The 17,630-nt window shown below is 71.0% G+C and carries 20 protein-coding genes; 6 read left to right on the top strand and 14 right to left on the bottom strand.

Annotated elements, in window-relative coordinates:
* Positions 1 to 70: 70 nt before the first annotated feature.
* Entirely contained in the window at positions 71 to 1,852 is a 1,782-nt protein-coding gene (locus EV671_RS06225; RefSeq protein WP_132570429.1) for an ABCB family ABC transporter ATP-binding protein/permease, read from the top strand.
* Between the two features lie 12 nt (positions 1,853 to 1,864).
* Here EV671_RS06225 and EV671_RS06220 read toward each other — a convergent pair whose 3' ends face one another.
* The 3 genes from EV671_RS06220 to EV671_RS06210 are packed head-to-tail and all read right to left on the bottom strand — an operon-like array spanning position 1,865 to position 3,109.
* Complete coding sequence (locus EV671_RS06220; protein WP_132570428.1) at positions 1,865 to 2,185, bottom strand: hypothetical protein; 321 nt, start codon at positions 2,183 to 2,185, stop codon at positions 1,865 to 1,867.
* Positions 2,186 to 2,218: 33 nt separating this feature from the next.
* Positions 2,219 to 2,854 (bottom strand): UPF0149 family protein, encoded by a 636-nt coding sequence (locus EV671_RS06215; protein ID WP_132570427.1) that lies wholly within the window; start codon positions 2,852 to 2,854, stop codon positions 2,219 to 2,221.
* 15 nt (positions 2,855 to 2,869) lie between these two features.
* A complete protein-coding gene (locus EV671_RS06210; RefSeq protein ID WP_132570426.1) occupies positions 2,870 to 3,109 on the bottom strand; it encodes a hypothetical protein in 240 nt (79 codons plus the stop codon).
* A 65-nt stretch (positions 3,110 to 3,174) separates the two neighbouring features.
* On the opposite strand from EV671_RS06210, the gene EV671_RS06205 reads away from it, so the two are divergent.
* On the top strand, positions 3,175 to 4,020 hold the full coding sequence (locus EV671_RS06205) for a transposase (protein WP_132570425.1): 846 nt from the start codon (positions 3,175 to 3,177) through the stop codon (positions 4,018 to 4,020).
* Here EV671_RS06205 and EV671_RS06200 read toward each other — a convergent pair whose 3' ends face one another.
* The 6 genes from EV671_RS06200 to EV671_RS06175 form a co-directional block, all read right to left on the bottom strand.
* Positions 4,021 to 4,761 (bottom strand): LytR/AlgR family response regulator transcription factor, encoded by a 741-nt coding sequence (locus tag EV671_RS06200; RefSeq protein WP_132570424.1) that lies wholly within the window; start codon positions 4,759 to 4,761, stop codon positions 4,021 to 4,023.
* Positions 4,758 to 5,768, bottom strand: coding sequence for a hypothetical protein (locus EV671_RS06195; RefSeq protein ID WP_132570423.1), 1,011 nt, complete (start codon positions 5,766 to 5,768; stop codon positions 4,758 to 4,760). The genes EV671_RS06200 and EV671_RS06195 overlap by 4 nt, the downstream gene beginning before the upstream one ends.
* The gene (locus EV671_RS06190; protein WP_132570422.1) at positions 5,765 to 6,856 is read right to left on the bottom strand and encodes a sensor histidine kinase; all 1,092 of its coding nucleotides are present in this window, start codon (positions 6,854 to 6,856) and stop codon (positions 5,765 to 5,767) included. The genes EV671_RS06195 and EV671_RS06190 overlap by 4 nt, the downstream gene beginning before the upstream one ends.
* 9 nt (positions 6,857 to 6,865) lie before the next feature.
* A complete protein-coding gene (locus tag EV671_RS06185) occupies positions 6,866 to 7,243 on the bottom strand; it encodes a hypothetical protein (protein ID WP_132570421.1) in 378 nt (125 codons plus the stop codon).
* Between the two features lie 168 nt (positions 7,244 to 7,411).
* Positions 7,412 to 7,720 (bottom strand): protealysin inhibitor emfourin, encoded by a 309-nt coding sequence (locus EV671_RS06180; protein WP_132570420.1) that lies wholly within the window; start codon positions 7,718 to 7,720, stop codon positions 7,412 to 7,414.
* A 6-nt stretch (positions 7,721 to 7,726) separates the two neighbouring features.
* On the bottom strand, positions 7,727 to 8,764 hold the full coding sequence (locus EV671_RS06175) for a M4 family metallopeptidase (RefSeq protein WP_207911099.1): 1,038 nt from the start codon (positions 8,762 to 8,764) through the stop codon (positions 7,727 to 7,729).
* Positions 8,765 to 8,906: 142 nt separating this feature from the next.
* Here EV671_RS06175 and EV671_RS06170 point away from each other — a divergent pair, with 142 nt between their 5' ends.
* Complete coding sequence (locus EV671_RS06170; RefSeq protein ID WP_165917485.1) at positions 8,907 to 11,126, top strand: penicillin-binding protein 1A; 2,220 nt, start codon at positions 8,907 to 8,909, stop codon at positions 11,124 to 11,126.
* On the opposite strand, the gene EV671_RS06165 is transcribed toward EV671_RS06170, so the two are convergent.
* From EV671_RS06165 to EV671_RS06155, 3 genes are read right to left on the bottom strand one after another with little or no spacing between them, the layout of a single operon-like run.
* Positions 11,123 to 12,394, bottom strand: a complete 1,272-nt coding sequence (locus EV671_RS06165) for a glutamate carboxypeptidase (protein ID WP_132570418.1) — start codon at positions 12,392 to 12,394, stop codon at positions 11,123 to 11,125. The two genes, EV671_RS06170 and EV671_RS06165, sit on opposite strands and share 4 nt — an antisense overlap.
* A 58-nt stretch (positions 12,395 to 12,452) precedes the next feature.
* Complete coding sequence (locus EV671_RS06160) at positions 12,453 to 12,818, bottom strand: VOC family protein (RefSeq protein ID WP_132570417.1); 366 nt, start codon at positions 12,816 to 12,818, stop codon at positions 12,453 to 12,455.
* Positions 12,819 to 12,867: 49 nt separating this feature from the next.
* Positions 12,868 to 13,374 (bottom strand): hypothetical protein, encoded by a 507-nt coding sequence (locus tag EV671_RS06155; protein ID WP_132570416.1) that lies wholly within the window; start codon positions 13,372 to 13,374, stop codon positions 12,868 to 12,870.
* Positions 13,375 to 13,600: 226 nt separating this feature from the next.
* Here EV671_RS06155 and EV671_RS06150 point away from each other — a divergent pair, with 226 nt between their 5' ends.
* Positions 13,601 to 14,278: a hypothetical protein gene (locus EV671_RS06150; RefSeq protein ID WP_132570415.1), complete on the top strand. Its 678-nt coding sequence runs from the start codon at positions 13,601 to 13,603 to the stop codon at positions 14,276 to 14,278.
* On the opposite strand, the gene EV671_RS06145 is transcribed toward EV671_RS06150, so the two are convergent.
* Together EV671_RS06145 and EV671_RS06140 are read right to left on the bottom strand one after the other, a co-directional pair.
* Positions 14,279 to 14,809, bottom strand: coding sequence for an SRPBCC family protein (locus tag EV671_RS06145; protein WP_132570414.1), 531 nt, complete (start codon positions 14,807 to 14,809; stop codon positions 14,279 to 14,281).
* A gap of 63 nt (positions 14,810 to 14,872) precedes the next feature.
* Positions 14,873 to 15,811 carry a LysR family transcriptional regulator gene (locus tag EV671_RS06140; RefSeq protein ID WP_132570413.1) on the bottom strand — a complete coding sequence of 313 codons (939 nt, stop codon included), beginning with the start codon at positions 15,809 to 15,811 and terminating at the stop codon, positions 14,873 to 14,875.
* A gap of 102 nt (positions 15,812 to 15,913) precedes the next feature.
* Between EV671_RS06140 and EV671_RS06135 the strand changes: the two genes are divergently transcribed.
* Both EV671_RS06135 and EV671_RS06130 read left to right on the top strand, forming a co-directional pair.
* On the top strand, positions 15,914 to 16,753 hold the full coding sequence (locus EV671_RS06135) for an SDR family oxidoreductase (RefSeq protein ID WP_132570412.1): 840 nt from the start codon (positions 15,914 to 15,916) through the stop codon (positions 16,751 to 16,753).
* Positions 16,754 to 16,769: 16 nt separating this feature from the next.
* On the top strand, positions 16,770 to 17,624 hold the full coding sequence (locus EV671_RS06130; protein ID WP_132570411.1) for a phytanoyl-CoA dioxygenase family protein: 855 nt from the start codon (positions 16,770 to 16,772) through the stop codon (positions 17,622 to 17,624).
* Positions 17,625 to 17,630 lie beyond the last annotated feature (6 nt).

The following is a 17,630-nucleotide window of genomic DNA, read 5'->3' as shown; positions in this document are numbered from 1 at the left end:
TTGTGACAATGGGTCGTCGAACACCATTTTCGGGCCTGCAGCGTTGCGATCCTCTTCTTTTGCATCATCCATGCCATCGGCCACCGCGACGCCTGCGCCACGCGGCGACTGGGGCACCGTCGGCCGCCTGCTGCCCTATCTCTGGCGCTACCGCTGGCGCGTCGGCCTGGCCCTGGCCTTCATGGTCGGGGCCAAGCTGTGCAATGTCGGCGTGCCCATCCTGCTCAAGCACCTGATCGACGCGCTCGACCTGAAGCCGGGCTCGCCGCAGACCCTGCTCGTCGTGCCGCTGGGACTGCTGCTGGCCTATGGTGCGCTGCGGCTGTCCACGTCGCTGTTCACCGAGTTGCGCGAACTGATCTTCGCCAAGGCCACCGAGGGCACGGCGCGCAGCATCTCGCTGCAGGTGTTCCGGCATCTGCACGATCTGTCGCTGCGCTTCCATCTGGAGCGCCAGACCGGCGGCATGACGCGCGACATCGAGCGCGGCACGCGGGCCGTGCACTCCCTCATCAGCTACTCGCTCTACAGCATCGTGCCGACGCTGATCGAGGTGGTGCTGGTGCTGACGCTGCTGGGCGTGAAGTTCGACGTCTGGTTCGCCGGCATCACCGTCGCGGCCCTGGTCGTCTACATCGCCTTCACCGTCGTCGTCACCGAATGGCGCACCAAGTTCCGCCGCATGCTCAACGAGCTGGACTCGGTGGCGCATTCGAAGGCCATCGACTCGCTGCTGAACTACGAGACGGTCAAGTACTTCAACAACGAGGACTTCGAGGCCCGCCGCTACGACGACAGCCTGGAGAAGCTGCGCCGCGCCCAGCTGAAGAGCCAGACCACGCTGTCGCTGCTGAACAGCGGCCAGCAGCTCATCATCGCGGCGGCCCTGGTGCTGATGCTGTGGCGGGCCACGCAGGGCGTCGTCGCCGGCCGCATGAGCCTGGGCGACCTCGTGATGGTCAACGCCTTCATGATCCAGCTCTACATTCCGCTGAACTTCCTCGGCGTGATCTACCGCGAGATCAAGCAGAGCCTGACCGACATCGAGAAGATGTTCCGGCTGCTGGATCGCGAACGCGAGGTGGCCGACACGCCCGGTGCGCCCGGGCTGCAGGTGCATGGGGCGCAGGTGGTGTTCGACAACGTGCGCTTCGCCTACGACCCGGCGCGGCCCATCCTGCACGGCGTCAGCTTCGAGATCCCGGCCGGCAAGAAGGTGGCAGTCGTCGGCCCGAGCGGCTCGGGCAAGAGCACGCTGGCGCGGCTGCTCTATCGCTTCTACGACATCGATGCCGGCGCGATCCGCATCGACGGCCAGGACATCCGCACCGTCACGCAGGCCAGCCTGCGCCGGGCCATCGGCATCGTGCCGCAGGACACGGTGCTGTTCAACGACACGGTGGCCTACAACATCGCCTACGGCCGCCCCGGCGCGAGCCAGGCCGAGGTCGAGGCCGCCGCGCGCGCTGCCCACATCCACGCCTTCATCGCGGCCACGCCGGGCGGCTACGAGACCATGGTCGGCGAGCGCGGTCTGAAGCTGTCGGGCGGCGAGAAGCAGCGCGTGGCCATCGCGCGCACGCTGCTGAAGAACCCGCCGCTGCTGATCTTCGACGAGGCCACCTCGGCGCTGGACTCGACCAACGAGCGCGCCATCCAGGCCGAGCTGGAATCGGTCGGCCAGAACAAGACCGTGCTCGTCATCGCGCACCGGCTGTCCACGGTGGTGGACGCGCACGAGATCATCGTGCTGGAGCAGGGCCGCATCGTCGAGCGCGGCCGGCATGACGAGTTGCTGGCCCGTGATGGGCGCTATGCGGAGATGTGGCGGCTGCAGCAGGCCGCGGACTGAGCGCTCAAGCCCCTAGTGGGGCTTCTTGGGCTTTTCGAAGCTCTTGGGCCGGTAGACATTGCCGTCCCACTCGCCCTCGGGCCGCGCCCCCTGCTCGCGCAACGCGGTCTCGCGGGCGCGGCGGATGACGCGTTCGGCCTCCAGCGCGGCGGCGCGGGTCTGGCGCTGGCGACGGCGCCAGCCGGTCAGACGGTCCATCTGCGACTGCAGCCAGCCGCCCAGGCGGCGCAGCCCGGCATCCACGCGGGCCTGGGCGCGGTAGGGCAGGGCCATGTGGATCGCCAGCGCGATGCACAGGGCCAGGCCGGCGGCGGCGAGCAGGTCGTGGAGCATGGCCTGAGTTTGACGCAAACCGCCGCGCGGCGGTCAGCCGATTTGAGGGGGTCGGGCCTGGCGCTGCCGTTCCCACAACGCCAGCATGGCGTCAGGGATGGTCCGGCTTGCCGCATCGCGGGCCTCGGCCGTGGCTTCGGCCAGCGCGCCGTCCTCGCCGCCCAGGGCTGCGATGGGCGCCAGCAGGGCGGCCGTGTCGGCGCCGTCGAACAGCGGCGCCCAGGCCTCGGGCGCCAGGTCCACCGCCATCAGGAAGCCGGCGGCCCAGTCCTCGGCGTCGGCGTATTCGGCGCCCTCGTCCTCGTCCTCGCCGTCGGCGAAGCTGAAGATGGGCTCCCAGGCCTTGGGCTGGTGAGTCCAGGCCAGCGCGATGGACTGCAGATGGCGCAGCACGCCCATGACGACCTTCTTGCGCTGCTTGCCGCTGGCGAAGGGGGCCGGGTCGGGTTGGCCGTCACCGCCCCAGACCAGGGGCAGCCAGGCCTCGCCGGGCAGCTCGGCGAGCTGGCGGCCGGGCGTCAGCAGCAGGCCGGCGAGGTAGCCGTCCAGCGCCTCGACGTTCATGGCCGCATCGGTGGGCAGGGCGGCCAGCAACTCGTCGAGGTCGTTGAGCTCCTCGTCTGACAGCGGGCGGTTGTCGGAGGCGGGGTTGTAGTGGGGGTACTGCATGGGCGACTCCTGGGTTCAGCCGTGGCGGCCGTGGCGGCTCTTGGGTTTCTTGCTGTCGAACTCGGCGATCTGGGTCTTCAGCAGGGCCATCAGCACGCGCGCGTTCTGCTCGGTCATGACAAGCAGGCTGCTGGGCTCGATGCCGTCGATGGGTTCGCGGTTCGACACGAGGGCATCGACCTTGAACACGACCTGGCCGTGCAGGTTGTTGGCGGCGGCCTTGAACTTCTGGATTTCGATTTGATGGGTCTTCATGGGGCGATCTGGTGGCCGGCAGATCGCCATCTTGCCATTCCGGGCGGTGCGCCTTAAGGTGGCACATGGCCCGGCCTGCTCGACTCGAGATCGCCGGCGCGGTCTATCTGATCAGCGCCCACTGCCCGTTCGAGAGCAGGCGGCCGGCCTTTGCCGACGAGGCAGATCGCGCCGAGATGCGCGGACTGCTGGCCCAGGCCCTGCACCGCTTCGATGCCCAGGCCCTGGCCTATGCGCTGCTGCCCGAGCATTACCGGTTGCTGCTGTTCACGCGGCGCGCCAACCTGTCGCAGCTGATGCGGCATGTGAACGGCGTCTACACCCAGCATCACCAGCGCCGCTGGGCCTGCAGCGGGCCGCTGTTCCAGGGCCGCTTCCATGCGGTGCTCGTCGACCGCGAGCGCCATCTGCTGGATGCCTGCCGCTTTGTCGATCTCGAGCCGGTGCGCCTGGGCCTGGCGCGCGGCGCGGCGGACTGGGCGGGGTCGAGCTTCCGGGCGCTGGCCGGCCTGGAAGCGGCGCCCGAGTGGCTGGAGGTGGACGGCCTGCATGCCCACCTGCTGGGCCGCCAGGCCAGCACGGCGGCCCAGCGCCGCCAGGCCGGCGAACGCTACGCGCGCCTGGTCGCATCGGAGCCGGGCTTCGAGCTCTGGCCGGGGCGGCTGCGCGAGCAGATCTTCCTCGGCGACGCGGGCTTCGCGGCACGCATGCGCGCGCTCGCCGTGGCGCCCCGTCGCACCGCGCGCAGGAGCTGGGCCGAATGGCTGAAGCGCGCCAGCGGCATCCGCGAGCAGGCGCTGTGGCTGGCCCATACCGAGGGCGGCGTCGCGATGACGGCCCTGGCCGGCCAGCTCGGCCTGTCCGTGTCGCGGGTCAGCCGCCTGATCGCTGCGGCCGAACGGGCGGTCTGACTACAACTGCTTGAATCTGTGCGCATAGGCGGGGCTGACCTCCAGCGTCTCCGCCCGGTTCTTCAGCGCGATGCTGAGCTTGCCGCTCAAGGACCGGCTGACCGACTTGATGGCCCGCGCGTTGACGATGGTGGAGCGGTGCACCTGCCAGAAATGCTCGCCGTCCAGGCGCTGCACCAGCTCCTTCAGCGGCACGGAGATCAAGGCCTCGCTGTCGGCCGTGACGACGGCGATGTATTTGTGGTCGGCACGGAAATAGGCCACGTCCTCGACGGTGATGAGCTGCAGCTCGCGGCCGCGCTGCACGGTGATCCAGCGCAGTGGCTCGGCCGCGTTGGCGGCGGCCGTGCGCGCGGTCAGGCCGCCCAGGTCGGCCGGGGGCTGGCTCAGGCGCTCCTTCAGGCGCAGCAGCGTCTTGGCCATGCGTACCGGGTCCAGCGGCTTGAGCAGATAGCCCACGGCGCCCTCGTCGAAGGCCTGCACCGCGTAGCGCTCGTGGGCGGTGATGAAGACGACATGGGCGCGGCGGCCGATCAGCTGGGCCACCTCCAGGCCGGAGAGCCCCGGCATCTGCACGTCCAGGAAACAGACCTGCGGCGCCAGCTGCTCAACCAGGCGCAGCGCCTCGTGGCCGTCGCGCGCCATGCCCACGACCTGGGCTTCGGGCCACTGGCGCAGCAGCTCCTCGCGGACCTCGGCGGCGAGCAGGGCTTCGTCTTCGGCAATGAGGATGCGGTTCATGTCGGGGCCGGCCAGATCAGCCGGAACAGTGGCAGATGTCCGGCCACCAGCACCAGGCCCGCGGCGTCGCCATGCACCGCGCGCAGGCGCTGGGCCAGTTCGGCCAGCGGCACGATCCCGGCCGCGCGCGGCGCGGGCCCGAGCGCCTGCAGGCGCAGCTCGGCCATGCCGTCGCCGGCGTGCAGCGACAGGCTCCACAGCGCGCCGCCCTCGTCCAGCAGCGGGCGAACCAGCGGTAGCAGGACCATGGGCGCGAGCGGCCAGTCGGGTGGGTCGGCGAGGCCCGCGAGGTGCAGGCGCTCGGTGTGCTCGGCATCGCTGCTGACGAGGCGGGCATAGGCGTGCAGCGCGGCGATCTCGCGCGCCAGCGTCGACACCTCGGCCTCGATGTGGGGCTGCAGCGCGCGCAGCAGCTCGATCAGGGCCGCCAGCCGCAGCTGGGCGCGGTGCGGCCGGTGCAGCAGCTCGTCGTCGATGGCGGCCAGGCGCTCGGACAGCAGGCTTGGGTCCACGCGTGCCTGCAGGGCCAGCAACTGGGCGGCGGCGAGCTGGCGCTCGCGCCGGGCGGCGGCATCCTGCAGCGCCGCCAGTCGCGCCTGCGCGCGCCGCGAGAAGCGCAACTGGGCGTAGACGGCCACGCCCAGGCCATGCCAGATCAGTGTCGTGCTGGCGAGGCGGTAGTCGTTCTCCCAGGTCCACCAGTCGGCCTTGCCGAGCAGTGGGTAGAGCCGCGGCGCAATGAACCAGATGCCGCCGATGACGGTCAGCAGCACGACGCCGGCATAGGCCGCCCAGGCCGGCAGGCGGTCGGCGTCGACGAGCTCGTCGGCCACACGCAGCAGCAGCACGGCCGGGATGCCGAACTGGATGACGTTGTAGGCGAGCGCGTTCAGTGCTTCGCCCGGCGACAGGGTGTTGCCCAGCGGCGTGCCGTTGGCCACCAGCGTGGCGGCGCCGGCGAGCAGCATCCAGCCCGGGTCTGAAGGCCTGAAGTGCAGGGCTTTCATCCGGGACAGGGCAGCTGCACGCGCGCGACGAGGCCGCGCGGCTGGTTCAGGTGCAGGCTCAATCGCGCCCGCGCGCCGTGGGCCGCGGCGAGACGGGCGCGCAGCGTGGCCAGGCCGGTGCCGCTGCCGCTGCTGGTGCCCATGCCGGTGCCGGTGTCGGCCACTTCCATGCGCAGCAGGCCCTCCTCGTCGGGGTCATGGACCGCCCGCACACAGATCTCGCCACCCTCGACCTGCGGGCCGATGCCGTGCTTGACCGCGTTCTCGGCCAGCGTCAACAGGCAGGTGGAGGGCACGACGACCTCATCCAGCCCCGGCGCGACCTCGAAGCGCAGCGTCAGCCGTTCGGGGCCGATGCGGCGCTGATGCAGGGCGAGGAAGGCTGCCACCAGCTCCAGCTCGCGCGCCAGCGGTGTCTCGGCCTGGCGCAACTCGGGCAGGGCCGCCGCCAGGTAGCGGCGCAGCTCGCCCATCATGACGTGGGCGGCGCGGGCATCGGTGCGGGCCAGGCGGCGCAGGTGGGCCAGGGTGTTGAACAGGAAATGCGGCTCCACCTGGGCCTGCAGCAGCGCCGCGCGGGCGGCGTCGAGCTGGCGGGCCTGGTCCTGCTCACTGCGGCGCAGGCGCTCGGCATCGGCCTCGCCGCGGCGGCCGCGCTGGCGGTATTCCAGGCCCAGGCAGACGCAGCTGGCAAAGGTCGCCAGCCCTTGCAGCGTGTAGGCGCTCCGAGCCCCGCCGTCGCCGCCGATGAAGTGCAGGCCGACGTTCAGCAGCGCGAACAGCAGGGCCAGCAGCAGGATCTGCAGCGCCAGGGCAGCGCTGCGCACGGAGGGCTCGCGCGGCAGCAGCGGCTGGGTTGCGGCCGCCGCCAGCCACATCAGCCACAGCAATATGGCCAGGGCCAGGCCGCCGCCCAGGGTGTCGCGCAGATGGCAGCCTAGTTCGCCGCCGTCGCCCGGCGCGTGGATGGCGCAGCGCATGGCCGCGGGCAGCATCAGCGCGAGGGCCAGCGCCAGGCTGATGCCGCCGGCCTCGAGCAGGCTGTGCCAGTGCAGCAGGCCAGGGCGGCGGTCGGGCGTCGGGGGCATCGTGTGGGGTCAGCGTGGCTCGGCCCGGGCGACGGTGGCGGAGGCTGCCGCCGCGACGGCCAGGGGCACGGGGTCGGCGAAGCGGATGTCAAGGACATAGCGCTGCGGCGTGCCGGCGCGGCAGTCCAGGGTGTCCAGGGCGATGCGCACCGGGGTGCGGTAGGAGCGCGTGCCGTCCATGTCGACGAGGCGGGCGCGGCCGCGGGCATCGACCTCGAACTCGACGCGCACATGGCCGTCTCGGCCGATGCGCTGGCGGGCGCTGGCGAGGTCTTCGGTGAGTTGTTCGCCGATCTGCGGGCAGATGGCGGGCCCGGCGTCGGCTGCGAAGGCGGGCCGGGCGGTGGTCAGCAGCAGAGGCAGGAGAGGCAGCAGAAGGGCCTTCATGGCGGGCTCCATCGGTGTGTCGGTGGCGCCACGTTAGAGATCACACGGAGCCGGGTCAGCCGCCGCCTGACGAAGCTCGGGATTCATCCGATGAAGCGCACGTTGCGGCCGACGGTCGGAGGGCGCCATGAGTTCCGGCCCTCCCGGGGCCGACGCGGCATCAGGTCATTAGGCCAGTTCGTCGTGGACGCTGGCGCGCACGCGCTCGGGCACGGCCGCTTCGGGCAGCTCGACGACGGCTGGCGCGGCAACCCCGGCGCGGTGCAGCGTGAGGCGGTAGCGGAAGCCGTCGGCCGCACCGGGTTGCTCCGGCGCGGGCCGGACGCTGCCGCTGAACAGCGCGGCCAGGTGCCCGCGCTCGGCGGCGCTGAGCTGATGCCCCTGCAGGCTGCCGATGCTGCGGATGTGCGAGCCCGGCCCGCCCATGCCGGCGAAGCCGCCCAGGCGCTCGACCTCGAGCCTGTCCTCAGCCTGCATGGCGCCTCACAGGCCGACCGTCTTCCAGCCGGCATCGACGGCCGCGGCCACGGTGGGCTGGGCGGCGTAGTTCTGGGCGGCGAGCTGGCGGGTGCGGGCGGCGAACTGAGGCATGGTCATGTTGGGCTGGGCGCCCGAGGTGGTCAGCGCGGCATACCAGACCTGGCCTATCTTCTCCCAGCTCTTGCCGCCCAGGGTCTTGCAGGCGGTGCAGAAGGCGAGGTTGGGCGGCCCGCTGCTGTAGTGCGGGTCCATGCCGGGCGTGATCTGCGAATACCGCGTGGGCTGGGCCGCCAGCGCGGCCTTGTCGTCGGGCTTGGCCATGTTGCGCAGCGCCTTGTAGCCCTTGGCCTTGGCGGCCGGTCCCATGATGTCGGCGCCGATCAACCAGTCGGCCGCGGTGACGTCCTGGCCGGCCTCCCACTGCCGGAACATCGATCCGAAGCAGTCCGACAGGCTTTCGTTGAGGCCGCCGGCGTCGCCGCTGTAGGCCAGCTGCAGGCTGTGCTGGGTGACGCCATGGGTGAGCTCGTGTCCGATGACGTCGTTGCCGCCGGTGAAGTCGGTGAAGAGCTTGCCGTCGCCATCGCCATAGAGCATCTGCGAGCCGTTCCACATCGCGTTGTTGTAGTTCCGGCCGTAGTGGATGCTGGACATCATCGTCATGCCGGCATCGTCGATGGAATTGCGGCCGAACACGGTCTTGTAGAACTTGGCGACGTCGGTCGTCTCGGCGAAGCAGCGCTTGGCGGTCGCGTCCTTGGAGGCACCGGGGCTGGCGATAGGCGCTCCCGGCAGCGTCTGCGTGTGCTTGCAGTCGTAGACGGTGATCTTGGGCGCGATGGCCAGCTGCACGAGATGGGAGCCGGCCTCGTGGGCCAGCTGCGTCAGCGCGGCGGCCTGGGTGCGCAGGGCGCGCAGGCCGTCGCTCATGCGGGCGCTGTCGCGCGCGGCCTTGCGCAGCTCGGCGGACAGCTTCTTGTCGCTGGCAAGGCGTTCGAGCACGTCCTTGGGCACGATGTGGCAGGTGCAGGTCATCCGCATGGCGGGCTCCTTGGCGAAGGCGGTGCCCGCAGCTTAGACAGCCTCGCCGCGCCTGGGCGCCCCTAGGCTTTGGGGCGCATCCTCAAGGTGTAGCGCGGGGCTTGCGCCGAGCTGTCGCGCCACTGCACCTACCATGCGCGCCATGCTGAAGCTCTTCGCCCAACGCCCCTGGCTGGGCGCCCTCGTCGCGCTGCCCCTGGTGGCGCTGCTGCTGGGCGCCATCGTCGCGACCTTCGTCTGGGCCCAGCTGCCCGAGCTCGACGCACTGACCGACTACCAGCCGCACCAGCCGCTGCGCGTGCTCAGCGAGGACGGCCAGCTCATCGGCGAGTTCGGCGCCGAGCGGCGCCGCTTCGTGCCGCTGAAGGACATCCCCAAGCCCCTGCAGGACGCGTTGCTGGCCGTCGAGGACAGCGACTTCTACAACCACTCGGGCATCGACTTCGGCGGCATCCTGCGCGCCTTCGGCCACAACCTGCTGCACCCGACGCGGCTGCAGGGCGCATCCACCATCACGCAGCAGCTGGCCCGCAACATCTATCTGACGAACCGGCAGACCCTGTGGCGCAAGGCCCAGGAGGCGCTGCTGGCGATCAAGATCGAGAAGAACCTCGGTAAGGAGCAGATCCTCGAGATCTACATGAACCAGATCGCGCTGGGCAACAAGGCCTACGGCTTTGGCGCTGCGGCCGAGCGCTACTTCGGCAAGCCGCTGGACAAGCTGGACGTTGGCGAGATCGCGATGCTCGTCGGCCTGCCCAAGGATCCGATCAAGCTCAACCCCGTGCTCTACCCGGAGCGCGCCACGCGGCGCCAGCATGTGGTGCTGGGGCGGTTGCAGGCCGTGGGGCTGATCAGCCCCGAGCAGGCCAAGGCGGCGCACGACAAGCCGCTGGAGGTGCGTCGGCCCAAGCGCCTGTCCGGCGTCGCCGACCATGCGGCCGAGCAGGTGCGCGCCGAGATGGTCACGCGTTATGGCGAGGAGGCCTACACCCGCGGCCTGACGGTCTACACCACGCTGCATTACGCCGAGCAGGCCGCGGCCCAGGAGGCGCTGCGCCATGCCCTCTTCGAGCTCGAGCGCCGCCAGCCCTGGCGCGGCCCCGAGACCACGCTGACCTTGCCCGACGGGGGCGACGAGCTCGACGACGCACTGGACGCCGCCTTCGACGCCCAACCCGACCTGGGCGAGCTGAAGACGGCCGTGCTGCTCGACATGAACAAGAGCGCCGCCGAGCTGGTGCTGGCCGATGGCCAGAAGATCACGCTCAAGGGCAGCGCGCTGCGTGCGCTGCAGAACGCCCGGCGCGGCGCGGTGCTGCGCGTGCTGGAATCCGGCGCCGGCAACTGGGCGTTGAGCCAGGTGCCGCAGGCCGAAGGCGCCGTCGTCACGCTGGACCCGGCCAGCGGCGCGATCCGTGCGCTGGTGGGTGGCTTCGACTTCGCGCGCAACCAGTTCAACTCGGCCACCCAGGCCTGGCGCCAGCCGGGCTCGGCCTTCAAGCCCTTCATCTACTCGGCGCTGATCGACCAGGGCGCCTGGGCCGGCACCCTGGTCAGCGACCAGCCCTTCGAGCAGGGCGACTGGGCGCCGCGCAACTCCGACGGCCAGTACGAGGAGGCGCTGACGCTGCGCCAGGCCCTGGCCAAGTCCAAGAACATGGTCACCATCCGCCTCGTGCAGGCCATCGGCCCGCAGCGCGCCCGCGCCTGGACGTCGCGTTTCGGCTTCGACGAGGCCAAGCAGCCGCTGAACCTGACACTGGCGCTGGGCACCGGCTCGGTCACGCCGCTGCAGATGGCCCAGGGCTATGCGGCCTTCGCCAACGCCGGCCAGCTGCCCACCGCCTGGCTCATCGACCATGTGCAGGACGCCCAGGGCATCGTGCTGTGGAAAGCCGATCCGCCCAAGCCGCGCACGGCCGTCAACGCGCGCAATGCCTTCATGACCTCGCAGCTGCTGGCCGCCGTCACGCGCGAGGGCACCGGCGCGCGGGCCAGCGCCATGCTCGGGCGCTGGGACCTCTACGGCAAGACGGGCACGACCAATGACGCGGTGGACGCCTGGTTCTGCGGCTTCCAGGCCACGCGCGCCGGCGCGGTCTGGATCGGCTACCCCAACCCCAAGTCCCTCGGCGAGCGCGAGAGCGGTGGCGGCCTGGCCCTGCCGGTCTGGGCCGCGACGATGGCGGTGGCGCTGCGCGGCCAGCCCAATGCGACGCTGACGCCGCCGAGCGAAGGCCTGGTGCAGCGCGACGGCGAGTGGTTCTACGAGGAGTTCGCGGGCGACCTGGCCATCGCGCGCATCGGCCTGCCGGCGGCGGCCCCGGCGGCCTCGGCCGCGTCCGACGCAGTGGACTAATCCGCCGTGGCGGCGCTCAATTCCATGACCAGCCGCGCAATCAGGTAGAGCCGCGGGGCGATCGTCCCGGTGTCCACATATTCGGCATCGTTCGAATGCGCGCCGAAGCCGGTGAGGCCCAGGCCTTCGATCACCGGCCCGCGCGCATGCAGGGCTGCGAAGGCGGCGTCCGTGCCACCGCCCGTGGCCACCTCGGCCACCTTCATCGGCAGGCCGATCTCGGCATAGATCTGCTGGGCGCGCCGGGCCAGGGCGCGCGACGCTGCGGCGGCTTCCAGCGGCGGCCGGCGCACCTCGAACTTGAGCTGCACCTTGGCGTCCGGCAGGCGCCGCTGCTGGATGCGCCTCTGCATCTCCTGCTCCAGGCGCTCGAAATCGGCCACGCGCAGCGCGCGCACGTCCGCCTGGGCCGTGGCCTGGGCCGGGATCACGTTCCGGTTCGTGCCTGCCTGTGCCAGCGTCCAGTTCAGCTTGACGCCGGCATCCGGTGCCGACAGGTCCTGCATCTGGAGCAGCTGGTGGGCGAGTTCGGTCAGCGCATTGATGCCGGCCTCCGGCCGCGCACCGGCATGCGAGGCCCGGCCTTCCACCGACAGATAGGCGGCGCCGATGCCGCTGGTGGCCAGGCGCACGCCGCCCTGCACGCCGCCGGCTTCGAAGGACAGCGTCAGGTCCTGGTCTGCGGCGGTGCTCGAGATCGTGGCGCGCGCACCGGGCGAGCTGATTTCCTCGTCGCCGTTGATCAGCACCGTCAGCGTGCCGTAGTCGTCGATGCCGGCCTTCTGCAGCAGGGCGACGGCATGCAGGATGGTCGCCACGCCCTGCTTGTCGTCGGCGATGGCCAGCCCATAGGCCTTGTTGCCGTCGATGCGAAACGGCTGGCCTTTCAGCATGCCCTTCAGGTACACCGTGTCCATGTGGGCGATGAACAGCACTTTCTTGCTGCCACGGCCCTTGAACTGTGCCTTCACCATCGAACCCACGCGTGCCGGCGTGTCGTCCATTCGATAGAGGTCGGTCGGCTCGATCACCGAGACCTCGCCGCCGAGGGCCTTCAGCTTCCCGGCAATCAGGCCGGCCAACTGGGCCAGGCCGTCCAGGTCCTTGCTTCCCGACTCGACCTCCACCAGCGCGCGCAGCGTGTCGAGCAGTGCGGGTTGTTCCTGCTGCGCCAGTTGATGCAGCTGCGGGGATGACGGGGCGGCCGTCGCCAGCGCGGCGGCGAGCAGCGCAGCGCCGCTGAGCAGCGCGCGAATTCGGAGGTTCATGATGAAGAAAGGGAGAACGCGACGCACCGGACTGTGCATCAACGCCGCGGGCCTGGCGCTACTGCCCTGCTGGGGGCTCCCAGAGCTCCACCTTGTTGCCCTCGGGGTCCAGCACCCAGCCGAACTTGCCGTACTCGGAATCCTGCGGCTCGCCGACGACCTGGCAGCCCTCGGCACGCAGCGCGGCGAGCAGGCCATGCAGGTCGGCGACGCGGAAGTTCACCATGAAGGGGGCCTCGCTCGGTGCGAAGTAACCCGTGTCGGCCTTGAAGGGTGTCCACGCCGTCATGCCCGCGCTACCGGGGATCTTGGCACCGCCCCAGGGCTTGACGTCCAGGCCGAGGTGTACGCGGTACCACTCGGACAGGGCCTTGGGGTCACGGGACTTGAAGAAGATGCCGCCGAAGCCGATCACGCGTTCCATGGAGCCTCCTGTTGAGGCGGCGATTTCAGCACGCGCGGGCCGGCCGCAGTCATGCAGGCCTCACGACCCGCCAGGCGCGGCGGGCGATGCCGCGCACGAGCCAGGAGAGGCCGGCGATGACGGCGCCGATCAGCGTCGGGAGCAGGGCGCCGAAGGTCCAGCTCATGCCCAGCACGAAGCCGAACAGGCTCTCCGGGCGATGTGCCGGCAGCAGCAGGGCCAGCAGCATCGAGCCGAAGAAGACGGCCTCGGTCAGCGCCTGCAACTGCAGCGTGAAGGCCAGCGACAGCGCGGCGCCGAGCAGCAGCGGCAGCGCGAAGCCGACGGCGATGCGCCGGCCGTCGCCTGCCGTGGCGGGCGGCAGCCGGCCGGCGGCCCAGGCGGCCAGCGCCGGCAGCACGAGCAGGCCCCAGAGGTTGGACAGGCCCGGCAGGTCGGCGCGCTGCAGCAGGTGGTGGGTGGCGATGCCGCCGTGCAGCGCCTCCCAGCCGAGGTGCAGGCATTCGGCCAGCAGTGCGAAGGCGGCGAGTTGCAGGCGGGGTGGAGATGTCGGCATGGCAGGAGTCGGTGTGCTGCGATCAGGGCCGCAGCATGCCTGCGGCACCGGCCCGCGCGCGAGGTGGACGCGACTGCCGGCGGCATGGCCGGGATGAGCTGCGGTGGCTGGCGACGGGCCGTCAAGGTAACAGCCTGTTGGCCAGCGCCTCGCCCGTCGCCACCGCTTGCAATTGCGCCGGCGGCCGGTCCTAGAGTGCGCCTGCATGCCACTGCCCAAGCCCGCCATGTCGCGATCTTCAGCCATCGTCCTCGCACTGACCGCCCTGCTCGCGGCCGGCTGTGCCAGCCTGCACGAGACGCGCATGGCCCAGGCCGCGTCGGTGGCCGGCGTCGCGCAGGAGTCCTTCGGCAAGCCCGCCTGGGGGCGGCAGGGCGAGTTCCTGCTGAACGGCCAGCGTGTGCGCTACGAGCGCGGCGCGGAGCGGCTGGCGCTGTTCGAGCCGCTGCCGGCCGCGCTGCGCACGCCGCTGCGCTTCAGCTGGGCCGGCCCGGCCGGCGACAGTGCGGCCGTCTGCGAGGCCTGGACGCCCGAGCAAAGCGCGAACGGCCGCCTGACCGACAGCAGGCCCTGGGTGCTGAGCTGCCGCTGGGGCAGCGCGCCGGCGGCCATGCTGCAGATCGGCGAGGGCCAGATGCGCCGCGGCCGGCTCGGCCGCGAGGGTGCCTACCGCCGCGGCGAGCTGACGGTGGGGCTGCGCTCCGTCCATCTGCGCGAAGGCAGCGTCCAGCCCCAGGCCGCGGCGGTGGGCTACGAGATGCTGTACCAGGGCACCGTCGTCGGCAGCCTGGACCTGGGCGGCGCGCAGCCGCGCCTGCGCCGGCCCGATCCGGCCACGCCGCTGGGCCGTGCGGTTACCGAGGCGGCGCTGGCGCTGGCCCTCGCTTGGGAGCCGAGCCGCTGATCAGCCCTTCTCGGCCAGCGCCTTCAGGCTGGCCAGGCCGGCGTCGAAGTCGGGGCCGACCATCTTGTCCATGAACAGGCCCATCCAGCGGTACATCGGGTTGCGGCCCATGTTGCCGTCCATGGTCCAGGTGAGCTGGGTGCGGCCGCCATTGGGGTCGAGGCGGAACTCGCCGGTCGACGTGGTGCCGAAGTCCGGGAAATAGAGCTCGTAGCCGAGGCGCCTGGGCGCCTCGGCCGTCGTGAACGTCATGCGGCCGTCGCCCTGGCTCTTGCTCTTCCAGGCCCAGACGGCGCCGGCGCCAGAGGTTGCGCCGCTGTACTCGATGGCCATGGCCGGGTCGCGCCGGTTCCAGGCACTCCACTGCTTCCAGGCCTGCGGGTCGGCGATGAGGGCGTAGACCTTGTCGGGCGTGGCGTTGATGGTCGTCGTGCGGCTGACCGAGAACTTCGGCGACAGCAGCAGGCCGCCCGCGCACAGCAGCACGATCAGCGCGATGACGGCGATCAGCAGGATCTTGAGCGCTTTCATCGGGAGTCTCCCGAGGTTGAGGTGGCCGCACTGTGGGCTTGGCGCGGGAGCAGCGCAATCGGCTCAACCCTCGGCCCAGCCGGCAGGGCGCCAGTGCAGGGCCTCGATGGTGGCGAAGTGGGCCAGCAGTTCATCGACGACGACCCGCACACGCGGGCTCAGGAACTGCCGGTGCGGGTAATGCAGATGGATCTCGCGCGTGTCGGGGGCCAGCAGCCCGGGCAGCACGGGCACGAGGCGGCCGGCCTGGAGGTCGGCCGCGGCATGGTGGAGGCCCACCTGCAGGATGCCGGCCCCGGCCCGGACCAGGCCCAGCGGGGCCTCGGGGTCGCTGACCCACAGCCGCGCGGGCGGCAGCCACTCCTGGGCCGGCTCGCCCGGTGCGGGGCGCAGCTTCCAGCTCGCGGCCTGGCCGCTGGCGAAACGCACGCCGATGCAGTCGTGCGCTGCGAGGTCGGCGGCCGCGCGCGGTGTGCCGCGGCGTGCCAGATAGTCGGGCGAGGCCACGAGCAGCAGCGGCAGCGCACAGACGCGGCGCGACACCAGCGACGAGTCGCGCACGCGGCCACCGCGGATACCGATGTCGTAGCCCTCGGCGACGAGGTCGATGTTGCGGTTGTCCAGCGTCAGCTCGATCTCCAGCCTGGGGAAGCGCGCCAGCAGTCCCGGCAGGGCCGGCATCACGTGCAGCCGGCCGAAGCTGACGCCCACGGAGATGCGCACCCGGCCCGAAGGCTCGGCCTGGGACTCGCGCACGCCGGCCAGCGCGTCGTCCAGCGCGCGCAGCGCGGCGCGGGCCTGTTCGGCGAATGCCTGGCCCTCGGGCGTCAGATGGATGCGCCGCGTGTGGCGGTTGAACAGCCGCACGCCCAGCTCGGCCTCCAGTTTCATGACGTTCTTGCTGACCGCCGCCGGGCTCAGGTCCAGCCGGGCCGCGGCGGCCGTGAAGCTGCCGGCGCTGGCAGCTTCGAGGAAGGACGTCAGGCCCTGGAGGTTGCGCATCTTCAACCGATGGTTGTGAATCTTTGTAGATCCTATGCCTTCAATGAATGTCGATCGATTCCTAAAGTTCCTCCCATCGTCACCCCAACGGAGCAAATCATCATGGCCACCCCCATCCTCGTCACCGGTGCCAGCGGCACCATCGGCAGCGAACTCGTCAAGGTGCTGAAGGCACGCGGCGCGGAATTCGCCGTCATGAGCAGCAGGCCCGCGTCGGGCAAGCTGCTCGGCGATTTCGCCAACCCGGCCAGCCTGCGCGAGGCCTTTGCCGGCGTGCAGACGCTGTTCCTGCTGTTCCCGCTGACGCCCGACAGCTTCGAGCTGGCGCGCAACGCCGTCGAGGCTGCCAAGGCGGCAGGCGTGAAACACATCGTGCGCAGCAGCGGCGCCGGAGCCCAGACCGGCAGCTCCGTGGCGCTGGCCGACCTCCAGGGCCGCATCGACGCGCTGATCGAGCAGAGCGGTATCCCGTTCACGCTGCTGCGCCCGGCCGGCTTCATGCAGAACTGGGTGAACTTCTACGCCGCGCAGCTGAAGGCCGGCGTCTACGCCGCGCCGCACGGCACGGCGGGCGTCAGCGTCGTGGACGTGCGCGATATCGCCGAAGCTGCCGCCACCGTGCTGCTGGACCCGGCCGCCCATGCCGGCCAGGCCTACACGCTGACCGGCGGCGAGGCGCTGTCCACCGGTGCCCAGGTGGCGGCCATCGCCGAGGCTGCCGGCAGGGCCATCCGCTACGAGGACATCCCCGAAGCCGAGGCCCAGGCGCAGCTGAAGAGCTGGGGCCTGCCCGACGTGATGGTGGGCTACTTCATGAGCCTGAACCATATCTACAAGCAGGGCTGGGCGTCCGGCATCAGCCCCGACGTGCAGCGTCTGACGGGCCATGCGCCGCGCACGTTCGCTACTTTTGTGGCCGAGCACGCCGACGCCTGGCGGTGAAGCCAGAATCGGGCGGATGAAGCTCTCATCCGCTCAGCAGGACCGCTATGCCGACGAGGGCTTCCTCGTCATCCCCGGCTTCAAGCCGGCCGCCGACATCGCGGCGCTGCGCGAGCGCGCGCTGCGGATCGTCGATGCTTTCGACCCCGGCGAGCAGCGCCCCGTCTTCACGACCGAGGAGCAGCAGCGCCATGTCGACGACTACTTCCTCGACAGCGGCGACCAGGTGCGCTGCTTCTTCGAGGAGGAGGCCTTCGACGCCGAGGGGCAGCTGTGCGTGCCCAAGGAACTGGCCATCAACAAGATCGGCCATGCGATGCACGACCTCGACCCCGTGTTCAGCGCCTTCTCCAAGGGCGAGGCACTGCGCGGCGTGGCCGCGGCGCTGGGGCTGGCGCGGCCCCAGGTCTGGCAGAGCATGTTCATCTTCAAGCAGCCCGGCATCGGCGGCGAGGTGCGCTGGCACCAGGACGCCAGCTTTTTCGACAGCGACCCCATCACCGTGACGACCTTCTGGTTCGCGCTGGAAGATGCCACGCTGCGCAACGGCTGCCTGTGGGCCGAGCCCGGCGGCCACCGCGGTGCGCGCGGCGTGCTGCGCGAGCGCTTCGTGCGCCATGGCCGCCAGGCCTGGATGGAGCAGGTCGACGCAACGCCCTGGCCGGCGGCCGACTCGCAGCAGGCCATCCCGCTGGAGGTCGAGGCCGGCTCGCTGGTCGTCTTCCATGGCCTGCTGCCGCACTACTCGGCCGCCAACCGCTCGGACAAGTCCCGCCACGCCTACACGCTGCACGTCACCGACGCCGCGAGCGCCTACTCGCCGCGCAACTGGCTGCAGCGTGGCGCAGCGCTGCCGGTGCGCGGCTTCTGAGCGGGT

It is taken from the genome of Roseateles saccharophilus, from assembly GCF_004342485.1.
GTDB classification, from domain to species: Bacteria; Pseudomonadota; Gammaproteobacteria; order Burkholderiales; family Burkholderiaceae_C; genus Pelomonas; species Pelomonas saccharophila.
Note: the sequence above shows the minus strand (reverse complement) of the source record. Positions and strands in the feature narration are given on the sequence as shown.

Coding starts and splice junctions, on each gene's coding strand:
- EV671_RS06225 (WP_132570429.1), top strand. CDS start 71: ATGCCATCGGCCACCGCGACGCCTGCGCCACGCGGCGACTGGGGCACC.
- EV671_RS06220 (WP_132570428.1), bottom strand. CDS start 2,185: ATGCTCCACGACCTGCTCGCCGCCGCCGGCCTGGCCCTGTGCATCGCG.
- EV671_RS06215 (WP_132570427.1), bottom strand. CDS start 2,854: ATGCAGTACCCCCACTACAACCCCGCCTCCGACAACCGCCCGCTGTCA.
- EV671_RS06210 (WP_132570426.1), bottom strand. CDS start 3,109: ATGAAGACCCATCAAATCGAAATCCAGAAGTTCAAGGCCGCCGCCAAC.
- EV671_RS06205 (WP_132570425.1), top strand. CDS start 3,175: ATGGCCCGGCCTGCTCGACTCGAGATCGCCGGCGCGGTCTATCTGATC.
- EV671_RS06200 (WP_132570424.1), bottom strand. CDS start 4,761: ATGAACCGCATCCTCATTGCCGAAGACGAAGCCCTGCTCGCCGCCGAG.
- EV671_RS06195 (WP_132570423.1), bottom strand. CDS start 5,768: ATGAAAGCCCTGCACTTCAGGCCTTCAGACCCGGGCTGGATGCTGCTC.
- EV671_RS06190 (WP_132570422.1), bottom strand. CDS start 6,856: ATGCCCCCGACGCCCGACCGCCGCCCTGGCCTGCTGCACTGGCACAGC.
- EV671_RS06185 (WP_132570421.1), bottom strand. CDS start 7,243: ATGAAGGCCCTTCTGCTGCCTCTCCTGCCTCTGCTGCTGACCACCGCC.
- EV671_RS06180 (WP_132570420.1), bottom strand. CDS start 7,720: ATGCAGGCTGAGGACAGGCTCGAGGTCGAGCGCCTGGGCGGCTTCGCC.
- EV671_RS06175 (WP_207911099.1), bottom strand. CDS start 8,764: ATGCGGATGACCTGCACCTGCCACATCGTGCCCAAGGACGTGCTCGAA.
- EV671_RS06170 (WP_165917485.1), top strand. CDS start 8,907: ATGCTGAAGCTCTTCGCCCAACGCCCCTGGCTGGGCGCCCTCGTCGCG.
- EV671_RS06165 (WP_132570418.1), bottom strand. CDS start 12,394: ATGAACCTCCGAATTCGCGCGCTGCTCAGCGGCGCTGCGCTGCTCGCC.
- EV671_RS06160 (WP_132570417.1), bottom strand. CDS start 12,818: ATGGAACGCGTGATCGGCTTCGGCGGCATCTTCTTCAAGTCCCGTGAC.
- EV671_RS06155 (WP_132570416.1), bottom strand. CDS start 13,374: ATGCCGACATCTCCACCCCGCCTGCAACTCGCCGCCTTCGCACTGCTG.
- EV671_RS06150 (WP_132570415.1), top strand. CDS start 13,601: ATGTCGCGATCTTCAGCCATCGTCCTCGCACTGACCGCCCTGCTCGCG.
- EV671_RS06145 (WP_132570414.1), bottom strand. CDS start 14,809: ATGAAAGCGCTCAAGATCCTGCTGATCGCCGTCATCGCGCTGATCGTG.
- EV671_RS06140 (WP_132570413.1), bottom strand. CDS start 15,811: ATGCGCAACCTCCAGGGCCTGACGTCCTTCCTCGAAGCTGCCAGCGCC.
- EV671_RS06135 (WP_132570412.1), top strand. CDS start 15,914: ATGGCCACCCCCATCCTCGTCACCGGTGCCAGCGGCACCATCGGCAGC.
- EV671_RS06130 (WP_132570411.1), top strand. CDS start 16,770: ATGAAGCTCTCATCCGCTCAGCAGGACCGCTATGCCGACGAGGGCTTC.